We start from the raw sequence: 17,561 nt of genomic DNA, 5'->3' as shown, positions 1-17,561 counted from the left end.
GACGAGCGGGGCCGGCTGTTGCCGGTGCCCGTCAGTGGGTGGAATACGCATGGCCGAAGGGCTGACACTGCCATTGGCGAACGACGAGACGGGCAATGGCACGGATCGCCGCGCCGCTTTCGCGCTGCCGGGCCTCGTGCTGGCCTCGGGCGCGCTCGCCTGCGCGATCATCTCGCTGCTGGTGCTGCTCGGCCTGACGCCGATCAAGCCGGAAACCAATATCGTCATCGCTTCGGCCGCGATAAACGCGCTGTTCGTCATCGGCCTGTTCTACCTGATCGGCCGCGAAATCCTGCGGCTGCTGCGCGCCCGCAACAAGGGCCGTGCCGCCGCAAGGCTGCATGTGCGCATCGTCGCGCTGTTCTCCATCGTCGCGATCACGCCGGCCATTCTCGTCGCCATCTTCGCTTCGATCACGCTCGATGTCGGGCTCGATCGCTGGTTTTCGTTGCGCACCCAGGCCATCGTCCGCTCCTCCATCGATGTGGCCCAGGCCTATGTCCTGGAGAATGCGAGCTACCTTCAGGGCCAGACCGCGTCCATGGCGACCGATCTGGAGCGCAACCGCCAGCTCTACAGTCTCGATCGCACGGGGTTCGTCGATCTCATGACCCGGCAGGCGCGGGCACGCGGCATGCTGGGTGCCTTTCTTGTGCGCGCCGATGGCAAGGCGATCCTGCAGGCCAACATTCCGACCGACCGGCCGCTCCCGGCCATTCCGGTCGACGCGCTGGCCAGCACCGTCTCGGGCCAGCCGACGCTCATCCCGCCAGGCATCACCAATCTCGTCGGCGCGATCATTCCGCTCGACAACATCGCCGGCGCCTATCTCTACACCGTTCGCACCGTCGATCCCAAAGTGATGAACTCCATGCGGCTGATGGAGGAGAACGTTGCGGAATACCGCAACCTGGCCGCCGGCCGGACCTCGCTTCAGGTCGCCTTCGGGGTGCTTTACCTCGGCTTCGCGCTCATCGTGCTGCTGGCGGCGATCTGGGCGGCGATTGCGGTCGCGGACCGGATCGTGCGTCCCATCCGGCTGCTGATCGGCGCCGCCGACAGCGTCGCATCCGGCAATCTCAACGTCGTCGTGCCCGTCCACACGGTGGATGGCGACGTCGGCAGCCTGTCGCGGACCTTCAACAAGATGATCGTGGAAATCCGCACGCAGCAGCACCAGTTGCTTGAAGCCAAGGACGAGATGGATCATCGCCGCCGGTTTATCGAGGCCGTGCTGTCGGGCGTGACCGCCGCGGTCATCGGCGTCGAGGACGACCGCCGCATCACCATCGCCAACCCCTCGACCGAAGTCTTCCTGTCCCGATCGACCTTCGACATCGTCGGCGAGCGTCTGGCCGACGTGGCGCCCGAGATCGACGAGGTGCTGACGGAGGCGATTTCACGGCCGAGAAACGACTTCCGCAAGCAGATCAACATCATGCGCAACGGCAAGGAACGGACGCTGAATGTTCAGGTGACGCGCGAGGAAACGATCGATACGGCCGAATCCTATGTCATCACGCTCGACGACATCACCGACCTCGTGATCGCTCAGCGCTCGACGGCCTGGGCGGATGTCGCCCGTCGCATCGCTCACGAAATCAAGAACCCGCTGACCCCCATCCAGCTCTCCGCCGAGCGTTTGAAGCGCCGGTATGGCAAGCAGATCAATCCGGATGACCGCGCGGTGTTCGATCAGTGCACGGACACGATCGTCCGCCAGGTCGAGGATATCGGCCGGATGGTCGACGAGTTCTCCTCCTTCGCCCGCATGCCGAAGCCGACGAAGGAGCGCTCCGACCTGCGGGCGATCCTCAAGGACGCGGTCTTCCTGCGGGAAATGGGCAGCAACGACATTCACTTCATCCGCGATTTTGGCGACGAGGCGCTGGATGGTTCGTTCGACGGCCGCATGCTGGGCCAGGCGTTTGGCAACATCATCAAGAACGCGGTCGAATCGATCGAGTCGTTGCCGGCCGATGCGGGACGCGACGAGCTGAAGATCATGATCCGATCGCGTCTTGTCGAAAAGAGCGGCACCTATGTCGTCGATATCGTCGACAACGGCAAAGGCCTGCCGACGGAGAATCGGCACCGAATTCTGGAGCCCTATATGACCATGCGCGAGAAGGGCACGGGTCTTGGCCTCGCGATCGTGAAGAAGATTATCGAGGACCATGGCGGACATCTCGAACTGCACGATGCGCCGCCCGATTTCGACCAGGGTCACGGCGCGATGATTCGCATCATCCTGCCGCCCGCGATCAATCCGGAGGCCGAGCGCAATCGTCCGGGGACATCCGGCGCGCCTGGCGACGGCACCGAGGCCTCCGCCGAGGCTCGCTTGAGGCAATCTGGCTCCGCAGATGCGGAGCATAAAGACGACGACAGACAAAGTAGGGAACTGACCGATGGCCGCTGATATTCTGGTTGTAGACGACGAGCAGGACATCCGCGAGATCGTCTCCGGCATCCTGTCCGACGAAGGCTACGAGACGCGCATGGCGTTCGACAGCGACAGTGCGCTGGCGGCGATCTCCGACCGCGTGCCGCGGCTCGTCTTCCTCGATATCTGGATGCAGGGCAGCCGCCTCGACGGTCTTTCCCTGCTGGACGAGATCAAGAGCCGCCATCCCGATCTCCCGGTCGTGATGATCTCGGGCCACGGCAACATCGAGACGGCCGTGTCTGCGATCCGTCGCGGCGCCTATGATTTTATCGAAAAGCCGTTCAAGGCGGACCGGCTGATCCTGATTGCGGAACGGGCACTCGAAAACTCGAAGCTCAAGCGCGAGGTCACCGAACTCAAGAAGCGCTCCGGCGATCCCGTCGAGTTGATCGGCACCTCCGTTGCCGTTTCGCAGTTGCGCCAGACCATCGAGAAGGTTGCGCCCACCAACAGCCGCATCATGATCCACGGCCCGTCCGGCTCGGGCAAGGAGCTGGTCGCGCGGATGATCCACAAGAAGTCGGCGCGCGCAGCGGGCCCCTTCGTGGCGCTGAACGCGGCCGCAATCACGCCCGACCGCATGGAAATCGCGTTGTTCGGCACCGAGGGCACGCCGGGCCAGCCGCGCAAGACCGGCGCATTGGAGGAAGCCCATGGCGGCATGCTCTATCTCGACGAGATCGGCGAGATGCCGCGGGAAACGCAGAACAAGATCCTGCGCGTTCTCGTGGATCAGCAGTTCGAGCGCGTCGGCGGCTCGAAGCGCGTCAAGGTCGATGTGCGCATCATCTCCTCGACTGCCTACAATCTCGAAAGCCTGATCGCCGAAGGCGCCTTCCGAGAGGATCTCTATCACCGGCTGGCCGTCATTCCGGTTCGGGTTCCCGCCCTTGCGGATCGCCGGGAAGACATCCCGTTCCTGGTCGATATGTTCATGCGCCAGATCAGCGAACAGGCCGGCATCCGCTCGCGCAAGATCGGCGACGACGCGCTGGCGGTGCTGCAGGCCCATGGCTGGCCGGGAAATATCCGCCAGTTGCGCAACAATATCGAACGCCTGATGATCCTCGCGCGCTCCGATGGCCCGGACACGGTCATCTCGGCCGATATGCTGCCGACCGAAGTGGGCGACAGCCTGCCCAAGATTTCCGCGCAGGGCGACCAGCACATCATGACCTTGCCGCTGCGCGAAGCGCGCGAGATGTTCGAGCGGGATTATCTGATTGCCCAGATCAATCGTTTCGGCGGAAATATCTCGCGCACCGCGGAGTTCGTGGGCATGGAGCGCTCCGCCCTGCATCGCAAGCTGAAGTCTCTGGGGGTTTGAGACCCTGCGAAAGCCGGGGCCTACAGTGTCACGGAAACATCGCAGAGGCTTTTTCGACGTTGCGAAAGAGACCTTGATGCGGTACCAGATTCCGCAGCGTCTGAGGGGCAGGCGCACGGGGCAACTCTCGATTTGCAGACCTATCAACCGGTTGTTTTCGAACCGGCAATAAAGAAAGAAGCGGCGCTATGGCGGAACGTTCTCAGAACCTGCAGGACCTTTTTCTCAACACGGTTCGCAAACAGAAGATCTCTCTTACCATCTTCCTCATCAACGGCGTCAAACTGACCGGCGTCGTGACCTCGTTCGATAACTTCTGCGTGCTGCTGCGGCGCGACGGGCATTCCCAGCTCGTTTACAAGCACGCCATCTCGACCATCATGCCGGGCCAGCCCATGCAGATGTTCGAGAGCGAAGAATCCGCATCCTGAACACCGGACTGAAGCCATCACAAAACACAACGATACCCCAGACAGCATCATCCCCGAGACCGAAAAGCACCGCGACGACATGCGGGCGCTGGTCATCGTCCCGGTCGTCAAGAAAACAGGCCGTCAGCAGGCCGAGCAGCCGCATTCGGTTCGCACGGACGAGGCGCGTTTGGAGGAAACGATCGGGCTCGCCCGCGCCATCGATCTCTCCGTCGTCCAGGGTCTGGTCGTGCCGATCGCCCAGCCAAAGCCCGGAACGCTGCTCGGCAGCGGCAAGATCGAGGAAATCGGGCAACTCCTCGACGCCCAGGATGCCGGTCTCGTGATCGTGGACCATCCGCTGACGCCGGTGCAGCAGCGCAATCTCGAAAAGGAATGGAACGCGAAGGTCATCGACCGAACGGGCCTCATCCTCGAGATCTTCGGTCGTCGCGCCTCCACCAAGGAAGGCACGTTGCAGGTCGATCTGGCCCATCTGAATTATCAGAAAGGCCGTCTGGTCCGCAGCTGGACCCACCTTGAGCGTCAGCGCGGCGGTGCGGGTTTCATGGGTGGTCCGGGCGAAACCCAGATCGAGGCCGACCGTCGCCAGCTTCAGGACAAGATCATCAAGCTGGAAAAGGAACTGGAGCAGGTGCGCCGGACGCGCCAGCTTCACCGTTCCAAGCGTCGCAAGGTGCCGCATCCGATCGTCGCCCTCGTCGGCTATACCAATGCCGGCAAATCGACCCTCTTCAACCGGATCACCGGCGCGGGCGTGCTGGCCGAGGACATGCTCTTTGCGACCCTCGATCCGACCTTGCGCCGGATGAAGCTGCCGCAGGGCCGGACCGTCATCCTGTCCGACACGGTCGGGTTCATCTCGGACCTGCCGACACACCTCGTGGCGGCCTTCCGGGCGACGCTCGAAGAGGTGCTGGAAGCCGACCTCATCCTGCATGTCCGCGATGTCTCGGACCCGGACCATGCGGCCCAGTCGGACGATGTCGAGCGCATTCTCGAAGATCTCGGCATTGATGAGAAAGCGCGGTCCGAACGCCTGCTGGAGGTCTGGAACAAGATCGACCGGCTGGAAGAGGAGCCGCATGCGGCGATGCTCGAGAAGGCGGCGCATACGCCCAACACCGTCACCGTCTCGGCCGTGACGGGCGAGGGGGTCGATGCCCTCATGCAGGAAATCAACCGCCGCCTCTCCGGCGTCATGATGGAGACGACGGTCACGCTCCCCGTCGATCGGCTGCAGCTTCTGCCGTGGCTTTACGAACACGCGATCGTCGATCATCGCGAGGACCTCGAGGACGGCTCGATCCGTCTGGATCTGCGCCTGACCGAAACCGAAGCCGGAGAACTCGACCGTCGCCTCGGTCAGGGTCCGAAGCCGGCCGCCGAAGATTGGCACTAAGCCGAACTGGCATGAAGCCGAAGACGTAGCGACAGAGAGGCGCAGCGCAGCGGCCGCGCTTCTCTGCTGGACCCTCAAGATGAGGTTGGTCAGCCCTGACAGTTTCCCGACAGGATGTCGGCCGTACCACACCCACAGCATAGCCTGACGGGTTCCCGCCAGCATCCTGACGGGAGTATACCCTTGAACATCGCGAAACGGTTGCGGCCCGAAATCGGTAGCATTCCGCTCACCCTTATCGTCTCGGCCTATCTTCTCATCGTCACCAACATCACCTTTTGGAGCCGCACGGCGGCTGCGTTCTCGTCCAACAAGACGAGCCTTGTCGCCTTCTCCGCCGCCATTTCGCTGCTGACCATCTGCGTGCTGGTCACGCTTTCGGTACGCTACCTCATCAAGCCTGTTCTCATCCTCTGCGTGCTCGTCGCCGGCGCCGCCTCCTACTTCACCGATACCTATGGCATCGTCGTGGACAAGGCGATGGTGGAGAGCGCCTTCGTGACGACCGGCGCGGAGGCTGGCCATCTGCTGACGCCGCATTTCCTCTTTCACATCCTGGTCTTCGCCGTGCTCCCTGCCGTCATGATCGGCCTCGTGCGGGTCCGGCATCGTCCGTTTCTGCAGAAGGCCGTGCGCAACCTCGCGCTGATCGTCCCGGCACTCGGCGTGGCACTGACGCTGATCAGCTACAATTACGCCGCCATCGCCTACGTCGCCCGCGAGCGGAAGGAAGTCCTCACCGTCTTCAATCCCGCAGCCCCGCTGTCGGCTGCCGTCCGCTATGCCCGGTCCGTCTACATGGACGTCGATCTCGTCGTGGCACCTTTCGGCATCGATGCGCGCGCAGGAGACCGTCTGACGGCCGAGAAGAAGCCCGTGGTCGTCGTGGTCGTTGCCGGGGAAACCGCCCGCGCCGCCAATTTTTCGCTCGATGGCTACGGGCGGGAAACCAACCCGGAGCTGAAAGCGCTGGGCGTCGTGAACTTCCGCAATACGAGCAGTTGTGGCACGGCGACGGCCGTCTCCTTGCCCTGCATGTTCTCCGGCTACCGGCGCACCGAATATACCGAGACCAAGGCCCATACGCGTCAGAACCTGGTCGATGTGCTGACCCATGCCGGCATCAGCGTCTCCTGGTGGGACAACAATACCGGCAGCAAGGGAATCGCCAAGCTGACCGACTACGCCACCAAGGCCGATCGCCAGAACAGCCCGCTCTGTAAGGACGGCGAGTGCCTCGACGCGATCTTCCTCGATGGCCTCGACAGCAAGCTGGCGGCGGTCAACCAGGACACGGTCATCGTGCTCCACCAGTTGGGCAGCCACGGCCCCGGTTACTTCGCACGCTATCCGGAGGAATTCCGGCGCTTCACGCCCGATTGCCGCACGGACGAGCTGATGAACTGCTCACCGGACGAAATCGTCAACGCCTATGACAACACGATCCTCTACACGGACCACATCCTCGCGAGCGTCGCAAAGCTGCTGGCCAAGCATGAGGATACAGTGGCCGGAGCGATGATCTACATGTCGGACCATGGCGAATCGCTCGGTGAAAACGGCATCTACCTGCACGGTGCGCCTTACGCGATCGCGCCGACGGAGCAGACCCACGTGCCCTTCATCTCCTGGTTCTCGCCGTCCTACAGCCGGACCATGGGGCTTGATACCAAGTGCCTTCTCGCCTATTCGGATGCGGCCATGTCGCACGACAACCTGTTTCACACGGTTCTGGGCATGATGAACATCCAGACGGATGTCTATAATCGCGAACTGGACGCTTTTGCGCCCTGCGTGGCCAGAAGCTGAGATGAACAGGAATGCGCTGCAGATGCAGGAGCGAAAGCCCTCACAAAAGACGCCGGGCGATAAGCTGCCGCGAAAGCTGACGGGTCTTCAGCATTTCTTCGCCGCCGCCACCTATTCGCTCGGCGGAGCGAGGCGCCTGCTCGGAGAAGCCGCGTTCCGGCAGGAACTCATCGGCTTTGCCGTGGCCATGATCGCCTTTGCCGTGAGCGGCGCGACATTGTTTCAATATGTCGCGATGATGCTTCTCTTCCTGCTGATGATCGCGTTCGAGGCGTTGAACACCGCGATCGAGGAGATCGTCGATCGCGTATCGCCCGAGATCTCCGAGATGGGACGCAATGCCAAGGATCTCGGCTCGCTCGCCTGTCTCTGCCTGATCCTCGCCAATGCCGGCTATGCGTTCTACGTCGTCTTCCTCTCGCGAGTCGTGAGCGACATGCCGCTGACGGGCCTGTAACGCATCTGCGATAACACAAAGGTGATCTTGAAGGGCTGATCGCGTCCGGTGCACGAGGGGGCTGAAAACCCGGAAATGCGCGGCTTCTCCTGGAGCAAGGAAGGGCGAGCAGCAGGTTTTCATAAAGTTGACCTTTAGGTTCATCTTATCTATACCGCCTCTGCCGGGCGCGTCGCCCGGACACTCTGAGGAGGCCGTCATGAAAATTTCCGTCCGTGCCGCAGGCTTCGTTGCCGCGGCTGCCCTTCTGGCTGCGATGAACCCCGCGCATGCCCAGTCCGAATCCGCCGGTATCGTCGTCTACAATGCTCAGCATGAAAGCCTGGGCGTCGCCTGGGCCGAGGCCTTCACGAAGGAGACCGGCATCAAGGTGACGCTGCGCAAGGGCAGCGACATGGAGTTCGCCAACCAGATCGTTCAGGAAGGCGCCGCATCCCCGGCCGACGTCTTCCTCACGGAAAATTCTCCGGCCATGTCGCTGGTCGATCAGGCCGGCCTGTTCGAACCGGTCGCAAAGGAGACGCTGGCGCAGGTTCCGGAAACCTTTCAGCCGTCGAACGGCCACTGGGTCGGCGTTGCCGCCCGCTCGACGGTCTTTGCCTATGACAAGACCAAGCTGACCGAGGACAAGCTGCCGAAGTCGCTGCTCGATCTCGCAGATCCCGCCTGGAAAGGCCGCTGGGCGGCGTCTCCCGCTGGCGCCGACTTTCAGGCGATCGTCAGCGCGCTCCTGGCACTGAAGGGCGAAGCCGCGACCAAGGAATGGCTTGCCGCGATGAAGACGAACTTCACCGCCTACAAGGGCAATTCGACGGCCATGAAGGCTGTGAACGCCGGCGAAGTCGAAGGCGCGGTGATCTACCACTACTATTACTTCGGCGATCAGGCGAAGACCGGCGAGAACAGCAAGAACGTCGCGCTGCACTTCTTCAAGAACCAGGATCCGGGCGCCTTCGTCAGCATTTCCGGCGGCGGCATCCTCGCCTCCAGCCAGCACAAGACGGAGGCGCAGGCCTTCCTGAAGTGGTTGACGGGCAAGGGCGGCCAGGCCGTCCTGCGGGATGGCACGTCCTTCGAATACGCCGTTGCCAAGGGCGAAGAGTCCAACGCGGCCCTGCCGGCCCTCTCCACGCTGGACTATCCCAAGGTCGATCCGCAGCAGCTGAACAGCAAGTCGGTCACCGACCTGATGACGGAAGCCGGCATCCTCTAAGCGGCGCAACGGCGCGATCCCGGCGCAACATGACGTCTGCGTGACGATTCTAGATTGATTTCATCCACAATCGCCGCAATAGGTCATCGCGACCCGTGCGCGCTTCCTTGGGGAGGCGCGCATCTTCCGTTCCGAGTAAAGGCGCCACCCGTGCCGCATGCCGATGCCAAGTCTTATGATGCCAAGTCTTATGCAGTCGCCCAGGGCGGAACGCCGGGCGGTCTGAAGCGCGCGCAGCGCGAGCGTTCGCGTCTTGCCTATCCCCTGGTCACGCTGCCCGCTTTGCTCGTGGCTCTGGTCAGTCTCATCCCTCTCGGCTTCGTGGCCGTGGTGACGATGCAGACGGGATGGGATCAGGTGGTGGCCCTCGTGTTTCGCGGGCGGGTCGGCGATCTCCTCATCAATACCGCGCTTCTCGAAGCGGCCACGGTGCCGCTCACCATCGTTCTGGCCGTCTCCCTTGCCTGGTTGACGGAGCGGACTGACCTGCCATTCTCACGGCTCTGGGCCTGGCTTGCCGTCGCGCCGCTTGCGGTTCCCGCCTTCGTCCATTCCTATGCCTGGATCAGCCTCGTTCCCGGGCTCAAGGGGTTAGGCGGCGGCGTGCTCGTCTCGGTGCTCGCTTATTTTCCCTTTCTCTATCTTCCGGTCGCCGCACAAATCCGCCGCCTCGATCCCGCCATCGAGGATGCCGCAGCCTCTCTCGGTCTCAGCCCCTGGCGTGTGTTTTTCCGCGCGGTGCTTCCGCAATTGCGGGTCGCGATCTGCGGTGGCAGCCTGCTCGTCGGCCTGCATCTGCTGGCGGAATACGGCCTGTTCGTCATGATCCGCTTCGACACGTTTTCCACCGCCATCGTCGATCAGTTCCAGTCCGCCTTCAATGGTCCGGCCGCCAACATGCTCTCGGGCGTGCTCGTGCTCTGCTGCCTTGCCCTTCTCGGCACGGAAGCGCTGGCGCGCGGCGGCGAGCGCTATGCCCGTGTCGGCTCCGGCGCACCGCGCATGGTGACGCGTCACGCGCTCGGCCGCTGGGTCTGGCCGGCGCTGGCGCTGAACCTCGTGACCGCGGCGCTCGCCATCGGCGTGCCCTTCACGACGCTCACACGATGGCTGGCGATCGGCGGTCTGGAGATCTGGCCGCTGCAGACGGTCGGCAATGCCGTGTTCCAGACCATCCTCCTTGCCGTCATGGGCGGCATGCTGACGACGGTGGCCGCAGCACCCATGGCCTGGCTCTCTGTACGGGCACCGGGCCGCCTCCAGCGCCTTCTCGAGGCCTGCCACTATTATGTTGGCTCGCTGCCGGGCGTGGTCGTGGCGCTGGCGCTGGTCACCATCACCGTCCGGCTGGTTCTGCCCCTCTACCAGACATTCGCGACGCTTCTCCTGGCCTACGGCCTCCTGTTTCTCCCCCGCGCCCTCGTGGCCTTGCGGGCCAGCATCGCCCAGGCACCGGTCGAGCTGGAGCGGGCCGCGATGGCGCTCGGCCGGCCGCCTCTGCAGGCGGTGCGCGTGACGACGATGCGGCTGGCCGCACCGGGTGCTGCCGCCAGCACGGCGCTGGTGGCACTGGGGATCACCAACGAGCTCACCGCCACCCTCATGCTGTCGCCGACAGGTGTCGAAACGCTTGCGACCAAATTCTGGTCGCTGACGAGCGAAATCGATTATGTCGCGGCCGCGCCTTATGCGCTGATGATGGTGGTTCTGTCGCTGCCGCTGACACTGGTCCTTCACCGCCAATCGAGCCGCGCAAGCGGGAGCGCCGCATGAGCCTTCTGTCCATCGAATCCGTCAGCAAAACCTACGGCCGGGACGCCCGTGCGCTGATCGACGTCTCGCTCACCGTTCCCGCGGGTGCGAGAACCGCGATCGTCGGCCCGTCCGGGTCCGGCAAGACGACGCTCCTCAAGCTGATCGCCGGTTTTGAGCGTCCGGACGCCGGCCGCATCACGCTGGATGGCACCCATCTCGCGGGTGAGGGCGTTCACGTGCCCGCCCACAAGCGCGGCATCGGCATCGTCTCGCAGGATGGTGCCTTGTTTCCGCATCTGACCGTCGGCGAGAACATCGGCTTCGGCCTGCCGAAACGGCAGGAGGGGCGCGACAGGCGGATTGCGGCCCTGATGTCCATGGTGGAACTCGACGCGGACATGCTCCAGCGGCGTCCGCATCAGCTCTCAGGGGGACAACAGCAACGCGTGGCGCTGGCACGCGCGCTCGCGCTCGAACCGCGCCTGATGCTGCTCGACGAGCCCTTCTCCGCGCTCGATACCGGCCTGCGCGACACGATGCGCCGCACGGTCGCGCGGATTCTCGCCGCATCCGGAACCACGTCCATTCTCGTGACGCACGATCAGGGCGAGGCCCTGTCCTTTGCCGACCACGTTGCCGTCTTCCGCGAAGGGCGGCTGGTTCAGGCAGGCAGCCCGCAGTCTCTCTATCGAAGCCCCGTGGATCGCCAGACGGCCCTCTTCCTCGGCGATGCCGTCCTGCTGGATGCGGTGGTGACGTCAGGGCAGGCGGAAACGGTGCTCGGGCCCATTCCCGTGCGTGCGACCGACAACTCACACCTTCGCGACAGCTCGGGCCCGCGTTTGCAGGTCATGCTCCGGCCCGAGCAGTTGCGCATCCGCTGGCTCGGCCTCGGGGAGGCCGATCTCGTCAAGGGCGCGCGCGCGCGCGTGCTCGACAGCGAATTCGGCGGCGGTCTCTGCCGTCTGACGGTCGAGGTGGGGGAAGGGCCGTCGCGGGCCGTTCTCGACCTGCGCGTCTCGGGCTTCGATGTCGCAGCACCCGGCGAAACGGTCGCGATCGAGGTCGTAGGACAGGGGCACGTCCTGCCCGGTTGACGGCGCTCACGTTGCCGCTCAGGCGAAGCTTTTCCGGCGCCGCGCGACGGCGGCGGTTTCCTGCACGGCGGGCACCGTTTCCAGAACGCGGCGTGCCGGCAGGATGGCGATGACCTCCGTCCCCTCGCGCAGCTTCGAACGGAGGATGAATTCGCCGTCATGCTTGGCAAGGATCGCCTGCACGATCGGCAGACCGAGACCCGTGCCCTGTTCCGCGCTCTTGATGGCGATCGAGCCCTGACCGAAGGCCGAGAGGACGACGGGGATTTCGTCTTCCGGAATGCCGGGACCATTGTCCTTGATGGACAGATACTGCCCGCCGCCGGCCGTCCAGCCCACCTTGACCGAGATCTGCCCGCCCTGCGGCGTGAATTTGACGGCGTTCGACAAGAGGTTGAGCGTCACCTGGCGCATTGCCTTCTCGTCCACCCAGACGGCGGGCATGCCCTGCTCGAACTGTTCGGTGATGGTGATGCTCTTGGTCCGGGCGCGCAGCTGCACCATGCCGATGCAGTCTTCCGTGATTTCCGCGAGCAGGATGGCTTCCTCGTTGAGATCGTATCGGCCCGCCTCGATGCGCGAGAGGTCGAGAATCTCGTTGATCAGGTCGAGGAGATGCTTGCCGGAGCGATGGATGTCGCCGGTGTATTCCTTGTAGGTCGGGTTGTTCAGCGGCCCCATGACTTCGGTGAACATGACCTCGGAAAAGCCAAGAATGGCGTTCAGCGGCGTGCGCAGCTCGTGCGACATCGATGCGAGGAAGCGCGACTTGGCAAGGTTTGCCTCTTCCGCCCGGCGCCGCGCCTCGTCGGACATCGACTTGGCGACTTCGAGCTCTGCGATCAGATCGTCCTTTTCCGCCTGAACGGACAGGATCTGGATATTGGCGCGACGCATGCGTGCCGTCATGTAGACGAGAAAGGCAAGCGACGTCCCGAGCACGACTGCCAAGGCGACGAGATCGCCGCTCCCGGCCAGCACCGCCTTGGCGGCCAGCAGCGCGACGCAGGGGATGAACGTCACGATCAGCGCATAGCGCAGCAGCACCGTGGCAATGGCGGTCGAGGCGAGGGCGACGAGAAGAGCGATGCCCTTGTAGAGGTCGAAATCCCGCGGCACGCAGGTCGGGCACTCCTGCAGCAGAAACAGCACCCAGACGACGCCCATCAGGATCTGGACCGCGAGGAACCGTCGGCGCCAGTAGACGATGGTCTCCGGCGTCAGATCCTTGCGCAATGCCCGCTTCGCGGCAATCAGGCCGAGAGCATGGACCAGGAGCGCCATGATCAACCAGGCGATGATCTGCAGGTTTTCCGTCAGGTAGAGGCCGCTGACGGCGATCATGATCAGAAGGATCGGCATGGCTGCGGCGCCCTGCACGACCGAGGCGACGTAGAGCGCCAGCATTTCCTTGTCGAAGCCGGAGGCATTCGATGCGCCGGCTTGCAGGCGTTCGCGGTTTGCGCGCACGGCTTTCGACACAGCCTTGTTGCGATGGCTGCGCGATTTGTCGACAATGATCTTGTCGGTCGATGTGCTGACGCCCTGATTCATCTTGTCCGGAAAGTCTGACGGATACCCGGCGATTCTAGGTAGGAATTGTTAAGATCTTGCTTCCTGTCCTCGCTCGGCACGTGATTAACGGCCGGTTACGCCGATGTTTTTCAGCATGAAGACCAGGTCTCTCGTTCGGGATGGCCTGTTGACGGCCTTGTTCCTGGGGCTCGTCTGGCTCGCGGCCGACAGGATCGGCGGGCAGGGGGCCACGACCCTTTCCGGTGCGCCGCGCGTGGTCGATGGCGACACGCTGGCCATCGAAGGCAACCGTATCCGGCTTCTCGGCATCGACGCGCCGGAGCGGGCCCAGACCTGCGAGCGCGACGGCGAGACATGGGACTGCGGACAGGAGGCCCGGCGGCATCTGGCCCGGCTGATCGGCCGGTCGCCGGTCGATTGCAAGGGACGCGCGGATGACCGTTACGGCCGACGACTCGCGGTGTGTGTCACGGGACGGGAGAACATCAACGCCCGCATGGTTGCGGACGGTTTTGCCGTCGCCTTCGGCGATTATACCGCGGAGGAAGCCGATGCCCGCACACGCCAGGCAGGCCTATGGGCCGGAACCTTCGATCGGCCACGAGAGTGGCGCGCCCGCCATGGCGGAATGGCCGAAACACCCCATATCGACACGGATTGGATCAAGGCGCTCCTGCGCCGCATCGAGACCGCGTGGATATCCCGTTGACACCGACCCAAGACGCCATCGATCGCCTTTCCGCGACGATCTCGAAATGTCGACTCTGTCGAGACGCACCAAACTTTGGTGCGCCGCTTCCGCATGAGCCGCGCCCCATCCTGGTCCTGTCCGAAAAGGCGCGGATCCTGATCGCGAGCCAGGCGCCCGGCATGCGTGCCCATGTCAGCGGGGTGCCGTTCGACGATCCGTCCGGCAACCGGTTGCGTGACTGGCTGGGCGTGGACCGGGCGACCTTTTATGATCCGGACAGGTTTGCCATCGTCCCCATGGGGTTCTGTTTTCCCGGATACGACAAGCACGGTGGCGATATTCCACCACGCCGCGAATGCGCACCGACCTGGCGCGAAACGGCGCTGGCCGCGGTCCCGAACGCCTCGCTCATTCTCGTCATCGGCGCCTACGCCCAGGCCTACCACCTCGGCACATCGCGCCAGGCCTCCATGACCGCAACGGTCGCAGACTGGCGGCGGACCTTCGAGCGCAAGGACGGGCCAAAGCTGCTGCCGCTTCCGCATCCGAGCTGGCGCAACACGCCCTGGCTGAAAAAGAATCCGTGGTTCGAGGCGGACCTCCTGCCGGTGCTGCGGGCAGAAATCGAATTGCGGATATCGTGATTATTCGCTCTGGCTTCCCCCTCTTTTGCCGCTATAGAAGGAATATTATTCGAAGGGGGCTATAGAAATGGATCGTCTCGATCGTAAGATCCTGCGACTTCTGCAAGAAGATTCGACACTCGCCGTCGCCGACCTCGCCAAGAAGGTTGGCCTGTCGACCACGCCGTGCTGGCGTCGTATCCAGAAGATGGAAGAAGAGGGCGTCATCCGTGGCCGCGTCGCCCTGCTCGATCCCGCGAAGATCAACACCAAGGTCACGGTTTTCGTGTCGATCCGCACCAATGCCCACTCGATCGAGTGGCTGCGGCGGTTCTCCGAGGTGGTCGGCGAGTTTCCCGAAGTGGTCGAACTCTACCGCATGAGCGGTGACGTGGATTATCTGTTGCGCGTCGTCGTGCCGGATATCGCAGCCTATGATGCGTTCTACAAGCGCCTGATCGCCAAGATCGAGATCCGCGACGTATCCTCGGCTTTCGCCATGGAGCAGATCAAGTACACGACGCAGATGCCGCTCGACTACATGATCCTCGAACAGGCAAAGTCGCAGGAGGACTGAGGTCCGCGAAGGGGACGGAAGCAGGCGCGGGGGCGCCTACTTCTTCTCCAGCCGGGCGAGCAGCGAGGACGTATCCCAGCGACGTCCGCCCATCGCCTGGACCTCGCCATAGAACTGGTCGACCAGCGCGGTTACGGGAAGCTTGGCGCCGTTTCGTCGGGCTTCCGTCAGAACGATATCCAGGTCCTTGCGCATCCAGTCGACGGCAAAGCCGAAGTCATATTGGCCCGCGATCATCGTCTTGTGGCGGTTTTCCATCTGCCAGGATCCGGCGGCGCCCTTGGAAATGACGTCCACGACGGCTTCCATGTCGAGACCGGCGTTCTTGCCGAAATGCACGGCTTCCGCCAGTCCCTGAACGAGACCGGCAATGCAGATCTGGTTGACCATCTTCGTCAGCTGTCCGCTGCCGGCCGGACCCATCAATCCGACCATGCGGGCATAGGCGTCGATCACCGGCTTGGCCCGTTCGAACACCTCGGGCTCCCCGCCGCACATGACTGTGAGCATGCCATTCTCCGCACCCGCCTGCCCGCCGGACACCGGCGCGTCGAGGAAATGCGCGCCGCGCCCCAGGGCGGCCGCGTCCAGCTCCCGCGCCACTTCGGCCGACGCCGTGGTGTTGTCGATGAAGATCGCGCCTGCGCGCAGCGTCTCGAAGGCGCCGTCCTTGCCGGTCGTGACCGACCGCAGGTCGTCGTCGTTGCCGACGCAGCAGAAGACGAAATCCGCGTCCCGCGCGGCCTCGGCCGGGGTTGCCACGGCACGGCCACCGTTTTCCGAAACCCAGGTCTCGGCCTTCGCAGCCGTCCGGTTGTAGACGGTCAGGTCATGGCCGCCCTTGACGGCGAGATGGCGCGCCATGGGATACCCCATGACGCCGAGACCGATGAAGGCGACTTTTGCCACGGGATTCTCCTCAGGCGATCGATGAAGGGAGCGACGACTCACGCCGCAGTGCGCAGCCGCGCAACGACGAGATGACCGGCAATCGGCGCGCCGTCTTCCATGCGCACGACGATCTCCGTGAGATCGACCAGATCGAACCCGGTCGCATCCAGACGTTCCAGCACATAATCGCGCGCATGGGCGAAACGCTGGTGCGGGCCGACCATGAAGCGACGTCCGGCAAAGACCGCGTCCGGCAATGTCTCGCTGGAAAAGATGAACAGCCCACCCGGCTCGATGGTCTCGGCCGCCGCAAAGAACAGGGCTTCGAGCCCGCCGAGATAGGGCAGGACATCCGTTGCCGTGACCAGATCGAACGGCCCGTCTTCGTTGTCCTCGAGATAGTCCACGGCTTCGGCGACGTAGAGCGCGTCGTAGATATCCTTTTCATCGGCAATTTCGACCATGTTTTCCGAAAGATCGACGCCTGTCACGGTTTCCGCCATGTCACGCAACGCGCCGCCGGTCAGGCCCGTACCGCAACCAAGGTCGAGGAGGCTCTTGAAAGGCCCGAGCCCGAGGCTCTGCAGCCGCTGGCGCACCATCATGGGCACGGAGTAGCCCAGCTGTTCGACAAGCACGTCTTCGAAAACATCGGCGTGCTGGTCGAACAGGGTCGTGACATAGGCGTCGGGCGCCTTGTCCGGCGTTTCGCCGTGGCCCATGGAGGCGATGCGCACGGCCGCACCCCCATGATCTTCGGGGTCGAGTGCCAGCACTTCGCCATAAGCAGCGACAGCCGCTTCGACATCGCCGGATTTTTCGAGCGCGAGTGCGCGGTTATAGGCCTCGGCCAAAGCGTCTTCGTCGATCTTCTTCTGCATGGCCGCTTTGTAGGATGGCTCCTGCCGGAAGGCAATCCCGATCCGGCACCGCGACACCCGCGCAGCGTCTGTCGGAGACCGTTCAGTTGATGATGAATTCTCCCTGCAACGCACGCCAGTCGCCGGCCGAGATCAGCTGGCGGTGGACATATCGCACCGAATGCAGCGGTCCATCCAGCGTCTCCCGCCAGAATTTCAGGAATTGCTTCATTTCGGGGAAGTGCGGCGCCAGATCGTAGTGCTGCCAGATGTAGCTCTGCAGGATCGCCTGGCGATCGGGCATTCGGTAGAGGATCTCGGCCGTGGTGAGGCCGTACCCTTTCAGCTGCAGTTCCATGTCAGATGCCATGCGAAACCTCATCTTTGCTGAATGACGGTCTCTAGAATGAAGCGCCCGAATGGTTAAGCAAGTCTTAATGACG

At 63.5% G+C, this 17,561-nt stretch carries 16 protein-coding genes; 12 read left to right on the top strand and 4 right to left on the bottom strand.

The genetic code is table 11. From position 1 onward, the window contains the following. The first annotated feature begins 49 nt into the window (after positions 1-49). From C8J36_RS05260 to C8J36_RS05220, 9 genes are all read left to right on the top strand, one after another. Positions 50-2,422, top strand: coding sequence for a PAS domain-containing sensor histidine kinase (locus C8J36_RS05260; protein WP_132533278.1), 2,373 nt, complete (start codon positions 50-52; stop codon positions 2,420-2,422). Continuing rightward, positions 2,412-3,776, top strand: a complete 1,365-nt coding sequence (locus C8J36_RS05255) for a sigma-54 dependent transcriptional regulator (protein ID WP_062596507.1) — start codon at positions 2,412-2,414, stop codon at positions 3,774-3,776. Before C8J36_RS05260 ends, C8J36_RS05255 begins: the two co-directional genes overlap by 11 nt. Before the next feature lie 188 nt (positions 3,777-3,964). Then, a complete protein-coding gene (gene hfq / locus C8J36_RS05250) occupies positions 3,965-4,207 on the top strand; it encodes an RNA chaperone Hfq (RefSeq protein ID WP_018325164.1) in 243 nt (80 codons plus the stop codon). A 79-nt stretch (positions 4,208-4,286) separates the two neighbouring features. Continuing rightward, entirely contained in the window at positions 4,287-5,609 is a 1,323-nt protein-coding gene (hflX, locus tag C8J36_RS05245; RefSeq protein WP_132533276.1) for a GTPase HflX, read from the top strand. 183 nt (positions 5,610-5,792) lie between these two features. Continuing rightward, complete coding sequence (locus tag C8J36_RS05240; RefSeq protein ID WP_245506467.1) at positions 5,793-7,418, top strand: phosphoethanolamine--lipid A transferase; 1,626 nt, start codon at positions 5,793-5,795, stop codon at positions 7,416-7,418. A gap of 22 nt (positions 7,419-7,440) precedes the next feature. After that, positions 7,441-7,875, top strand: coding sequence for a diacylglycerol kinase (locus tag C8J36_RS05235; protein WP_062596726.1), 435 nt, complete (start codon positions 7,441-7,443; stop codon positions 7,873-7,875). Positions 7,876-8,074: 199 nt separating this feature from the next. Further along, positions 8,075-9,088 (top strand): iron ABC transporter substrate-binding protein, encoded by a 1,014-nt coding sequence (locus C8J36_RS05230; protein ID WP_062596504.1) that lies wholly within the window; start codon positions 8,075-8,077, stop codon positions 9,086-9,088. Between the two features lie 222 nt (positions 9,089-9,310). Beyond that, positions 9,311-10,861 carry an iron ABC transporter permease gene (locus C8J36_RS05225; RefSeq protein ID WP_245506483.1) on the top strand — a complete coding sequence of 517 codons (1,551 nt, stop codon included), beginning with the start codon at positions 9,311-9,313 and terminating at the stop codon, positions 10,859-10,861. Beyond that, positions 10,858-11,940 carry an ABC transporter ATP-binding protein gene (locus C8J36_RS05220; protein WP_132533272.1) on the top strand — a complete coding sequence of 361 codons (1,083 nt, stop codon included), beginning with the start codon at positions 10,858-10,860 and terminating at the stop codon, positions 11,938-11,940. Before C8J36_RS05225 ends, C8J36_RS05220 begins: the two co-directional genes overlap by 4 nt. A gap of 18 nt (positions 11,941-11,958) precedes the next feature. Here the strand turns inward: C8J36_RS05220 and C8J36_RS05215 are convergent, their stop codons facing one another. After that, entirely contained in the window at positions 11,959-13,494 is a 1,536-nt protein-coding gene (locus C8J36_RS05215) for a HAMP domain-containing sensor histidine kinase (RefSeq protein ID WP_132533270.1), read from the bottom strand. 115 nt (positions 13,495-13,609) lie between these two features. Here C8J36_RS05215 and C8J36_RS25255 point away from each other — a divergent pair, with 115 nt between their 5' ends. The 3 genes from C8J36_RS25255 (at position 13,610) to C8J36_RS05200 (ending at position 15,367) form a co-directional block, all read left to right on the top strand. Continuing rightward, positions 13,610-14,185 (top strand): thermonuclease family protein, encoded by a 576-nt coding sequence (locus C8J36_RS25255; protein ID WP_245506466.1) that lies wholly within the window; start codon positions 13,610-13,612, stop codon positions 14,183-14,185. 17 nt (positions 14,186-14,202) lie between these two features. Next, entirely contained in the window at positions 14,203-14,811 is a 609-nt protein-coding gene (locus C8J36_RS05205) for a uracil-DNA glycosylase family protein (protein WP_245506482.1), read from the top strand. Between the two features lie 67 nt (positions 14,812-14,878). Then, complete coding sequence (locus C8J36_RS05200; protein ID WP_062596499.1) at positions 14,879-15,367, top strand: Lrp/AsnC family transcriptional regulator; 489 nt, start codon at positions 14,879-14,881, stop codon at positions 15,365-15,367. A gap of 36 nt (positions 15,368-15,403) precedes the next feature. Here C8J36_RS05200 and C8J36_RS05195 read toward each other — a convergent pair whose 3' ends face one another. From C8J36_RS05195 to C8J36_RS05185, 3 genes are all read right to left on the bottom strand, one after another. Continuing rightward, on the bottom strand, positions 15,404-16,276 hold the full coding sequence (locus C8J36_RS05195; protein ID WP_132533265.1) for an NAD(P)-dependent oxidoreductase: 873 nt from the start codon (positions 16,274-16,276) through the stop codon (positions 15,404-15,406). Positions 16,277-16,314: 38 nt separating this feature from the next. Then, positions 16,315-17,139 (bottom strand): methyltransferase domain-containing protein, encoded by an 825-nt coding sequence (locus C8J36_RS05190; RefSeq protein ID WP_132533263.1) that lies wholly within the window; start codon positions 17,137-17,139, stop codon positions 16,315-16,317. An 82-nt stretch (positions 17,140-17,221) separates the two neighbouring features. Beyond that, positions 17,222-17,488 (bottom strand): aspartate-semialdehyde dehydrogenase, encoded by a 267-nt coding sequence (locus C8J36_RS05185; RefSeq protein WP_062596496.1) that lies wholly within the window; start codon positions 17,486-17,488, stop codon positions 17,222-17,224. Between the last annotated feature and the right edge of the window lie 73 nt (positions 17,489-17,561).

Source organism: Rhizobium sp. PP-F2F-G48 (assembly GCF_004342335.1).
In the GTDB taxonomy this organism is placed as follows: domain Bacteria; phylum Pseudomonadota; class Alphaproteobacteria; order Rhizobiales; family Rhizobiaceae; genus Ferranicluibacter.
This window is presented reverse-complemented; position numbering and strand designations above follow the sequence as displayed.

Coding starts and splice junctions, on each gene's coding strand:
- C8J36_RS05260 (WP_132533278.1), top strand. CDS start 50: ATGGCCGAAGGGCTGACACTGCCATTGGCGAACGACGAGACGGGCAAT.
- C8J36_RS05190 (WP_132533263.1), bottom strand. CDS start 17,139: ATGCAGAAGAAGATCGACGAAGACGCTTTGGCCGAGGCCTATAACCGC.
- C8J36_RS05185 (WP_062596496.1), bottom strand. CDS start 17,488: ATGGCATCTGACATGGAACTGCAGCTGAAAGGGTACGGCCTCACCACG.
- C8J36_RS05255 (WP_062596507.1), top strand. CDS start 2,412: ATGGCCGCTGATATTCTGGTTGTAGACGACGAGCAGGACATCCGCGAG.
- C8J36_RS05215 (WP_132533270.1), bottom strand. CDS start 13,494: ATGAATCAGGGCGTCAGCACATCGACCGACAAGATCATTGTCGACAAA.
- C8J36_RS05220 (WP_132533272.1), top strand. CDS start 10,858: ATGAGCCTTCTGTCCATCGAATCCGTCAGCAAAACCTACGGCCGGGAC.
- hflX (WP_132533276.1), top strand. CDS start 4,287: ATGCGGGCGCTGGTCATCGTCCCGGTCGTCAAGAAAACAGGCCGTCAG.
- hfq (WP_018325164.1), top strand. CDS start 3,965: ATGGCGGAACGTTCTCAGAACCTGCAGGACCTTTTTCTCAACACGGTT.
- C8J36_RS05235 (WP_062596726.1), top strand. CDS start 7,441: ATGCAGGAGCGAAAGCCCTCACAAAAGACGCCGGGCGATAAGCTGCCG.
- C8J36_RS05200 (WP_062596499.1), top strand. CDS start 14,879: ATGGATCGTCTCGATCGTAAGATCCTGCGACTTCTGCAAGAAGATTCG.
- C8J36_RS05230 (WP_062596504.1), top strand. CDS start 8,075: ATGAAAATTTCCGTCCGTGCCGCAGGCTTCGTTGCCGCGGCTGCCCTT.
- C8J36_RS25255 (WP_245506466.1), top strand. CDS start 13,610: ATGAAGACCAGGTCTCTCGTTCGGGATGGCCTGTTGACGGCCTTGTTC.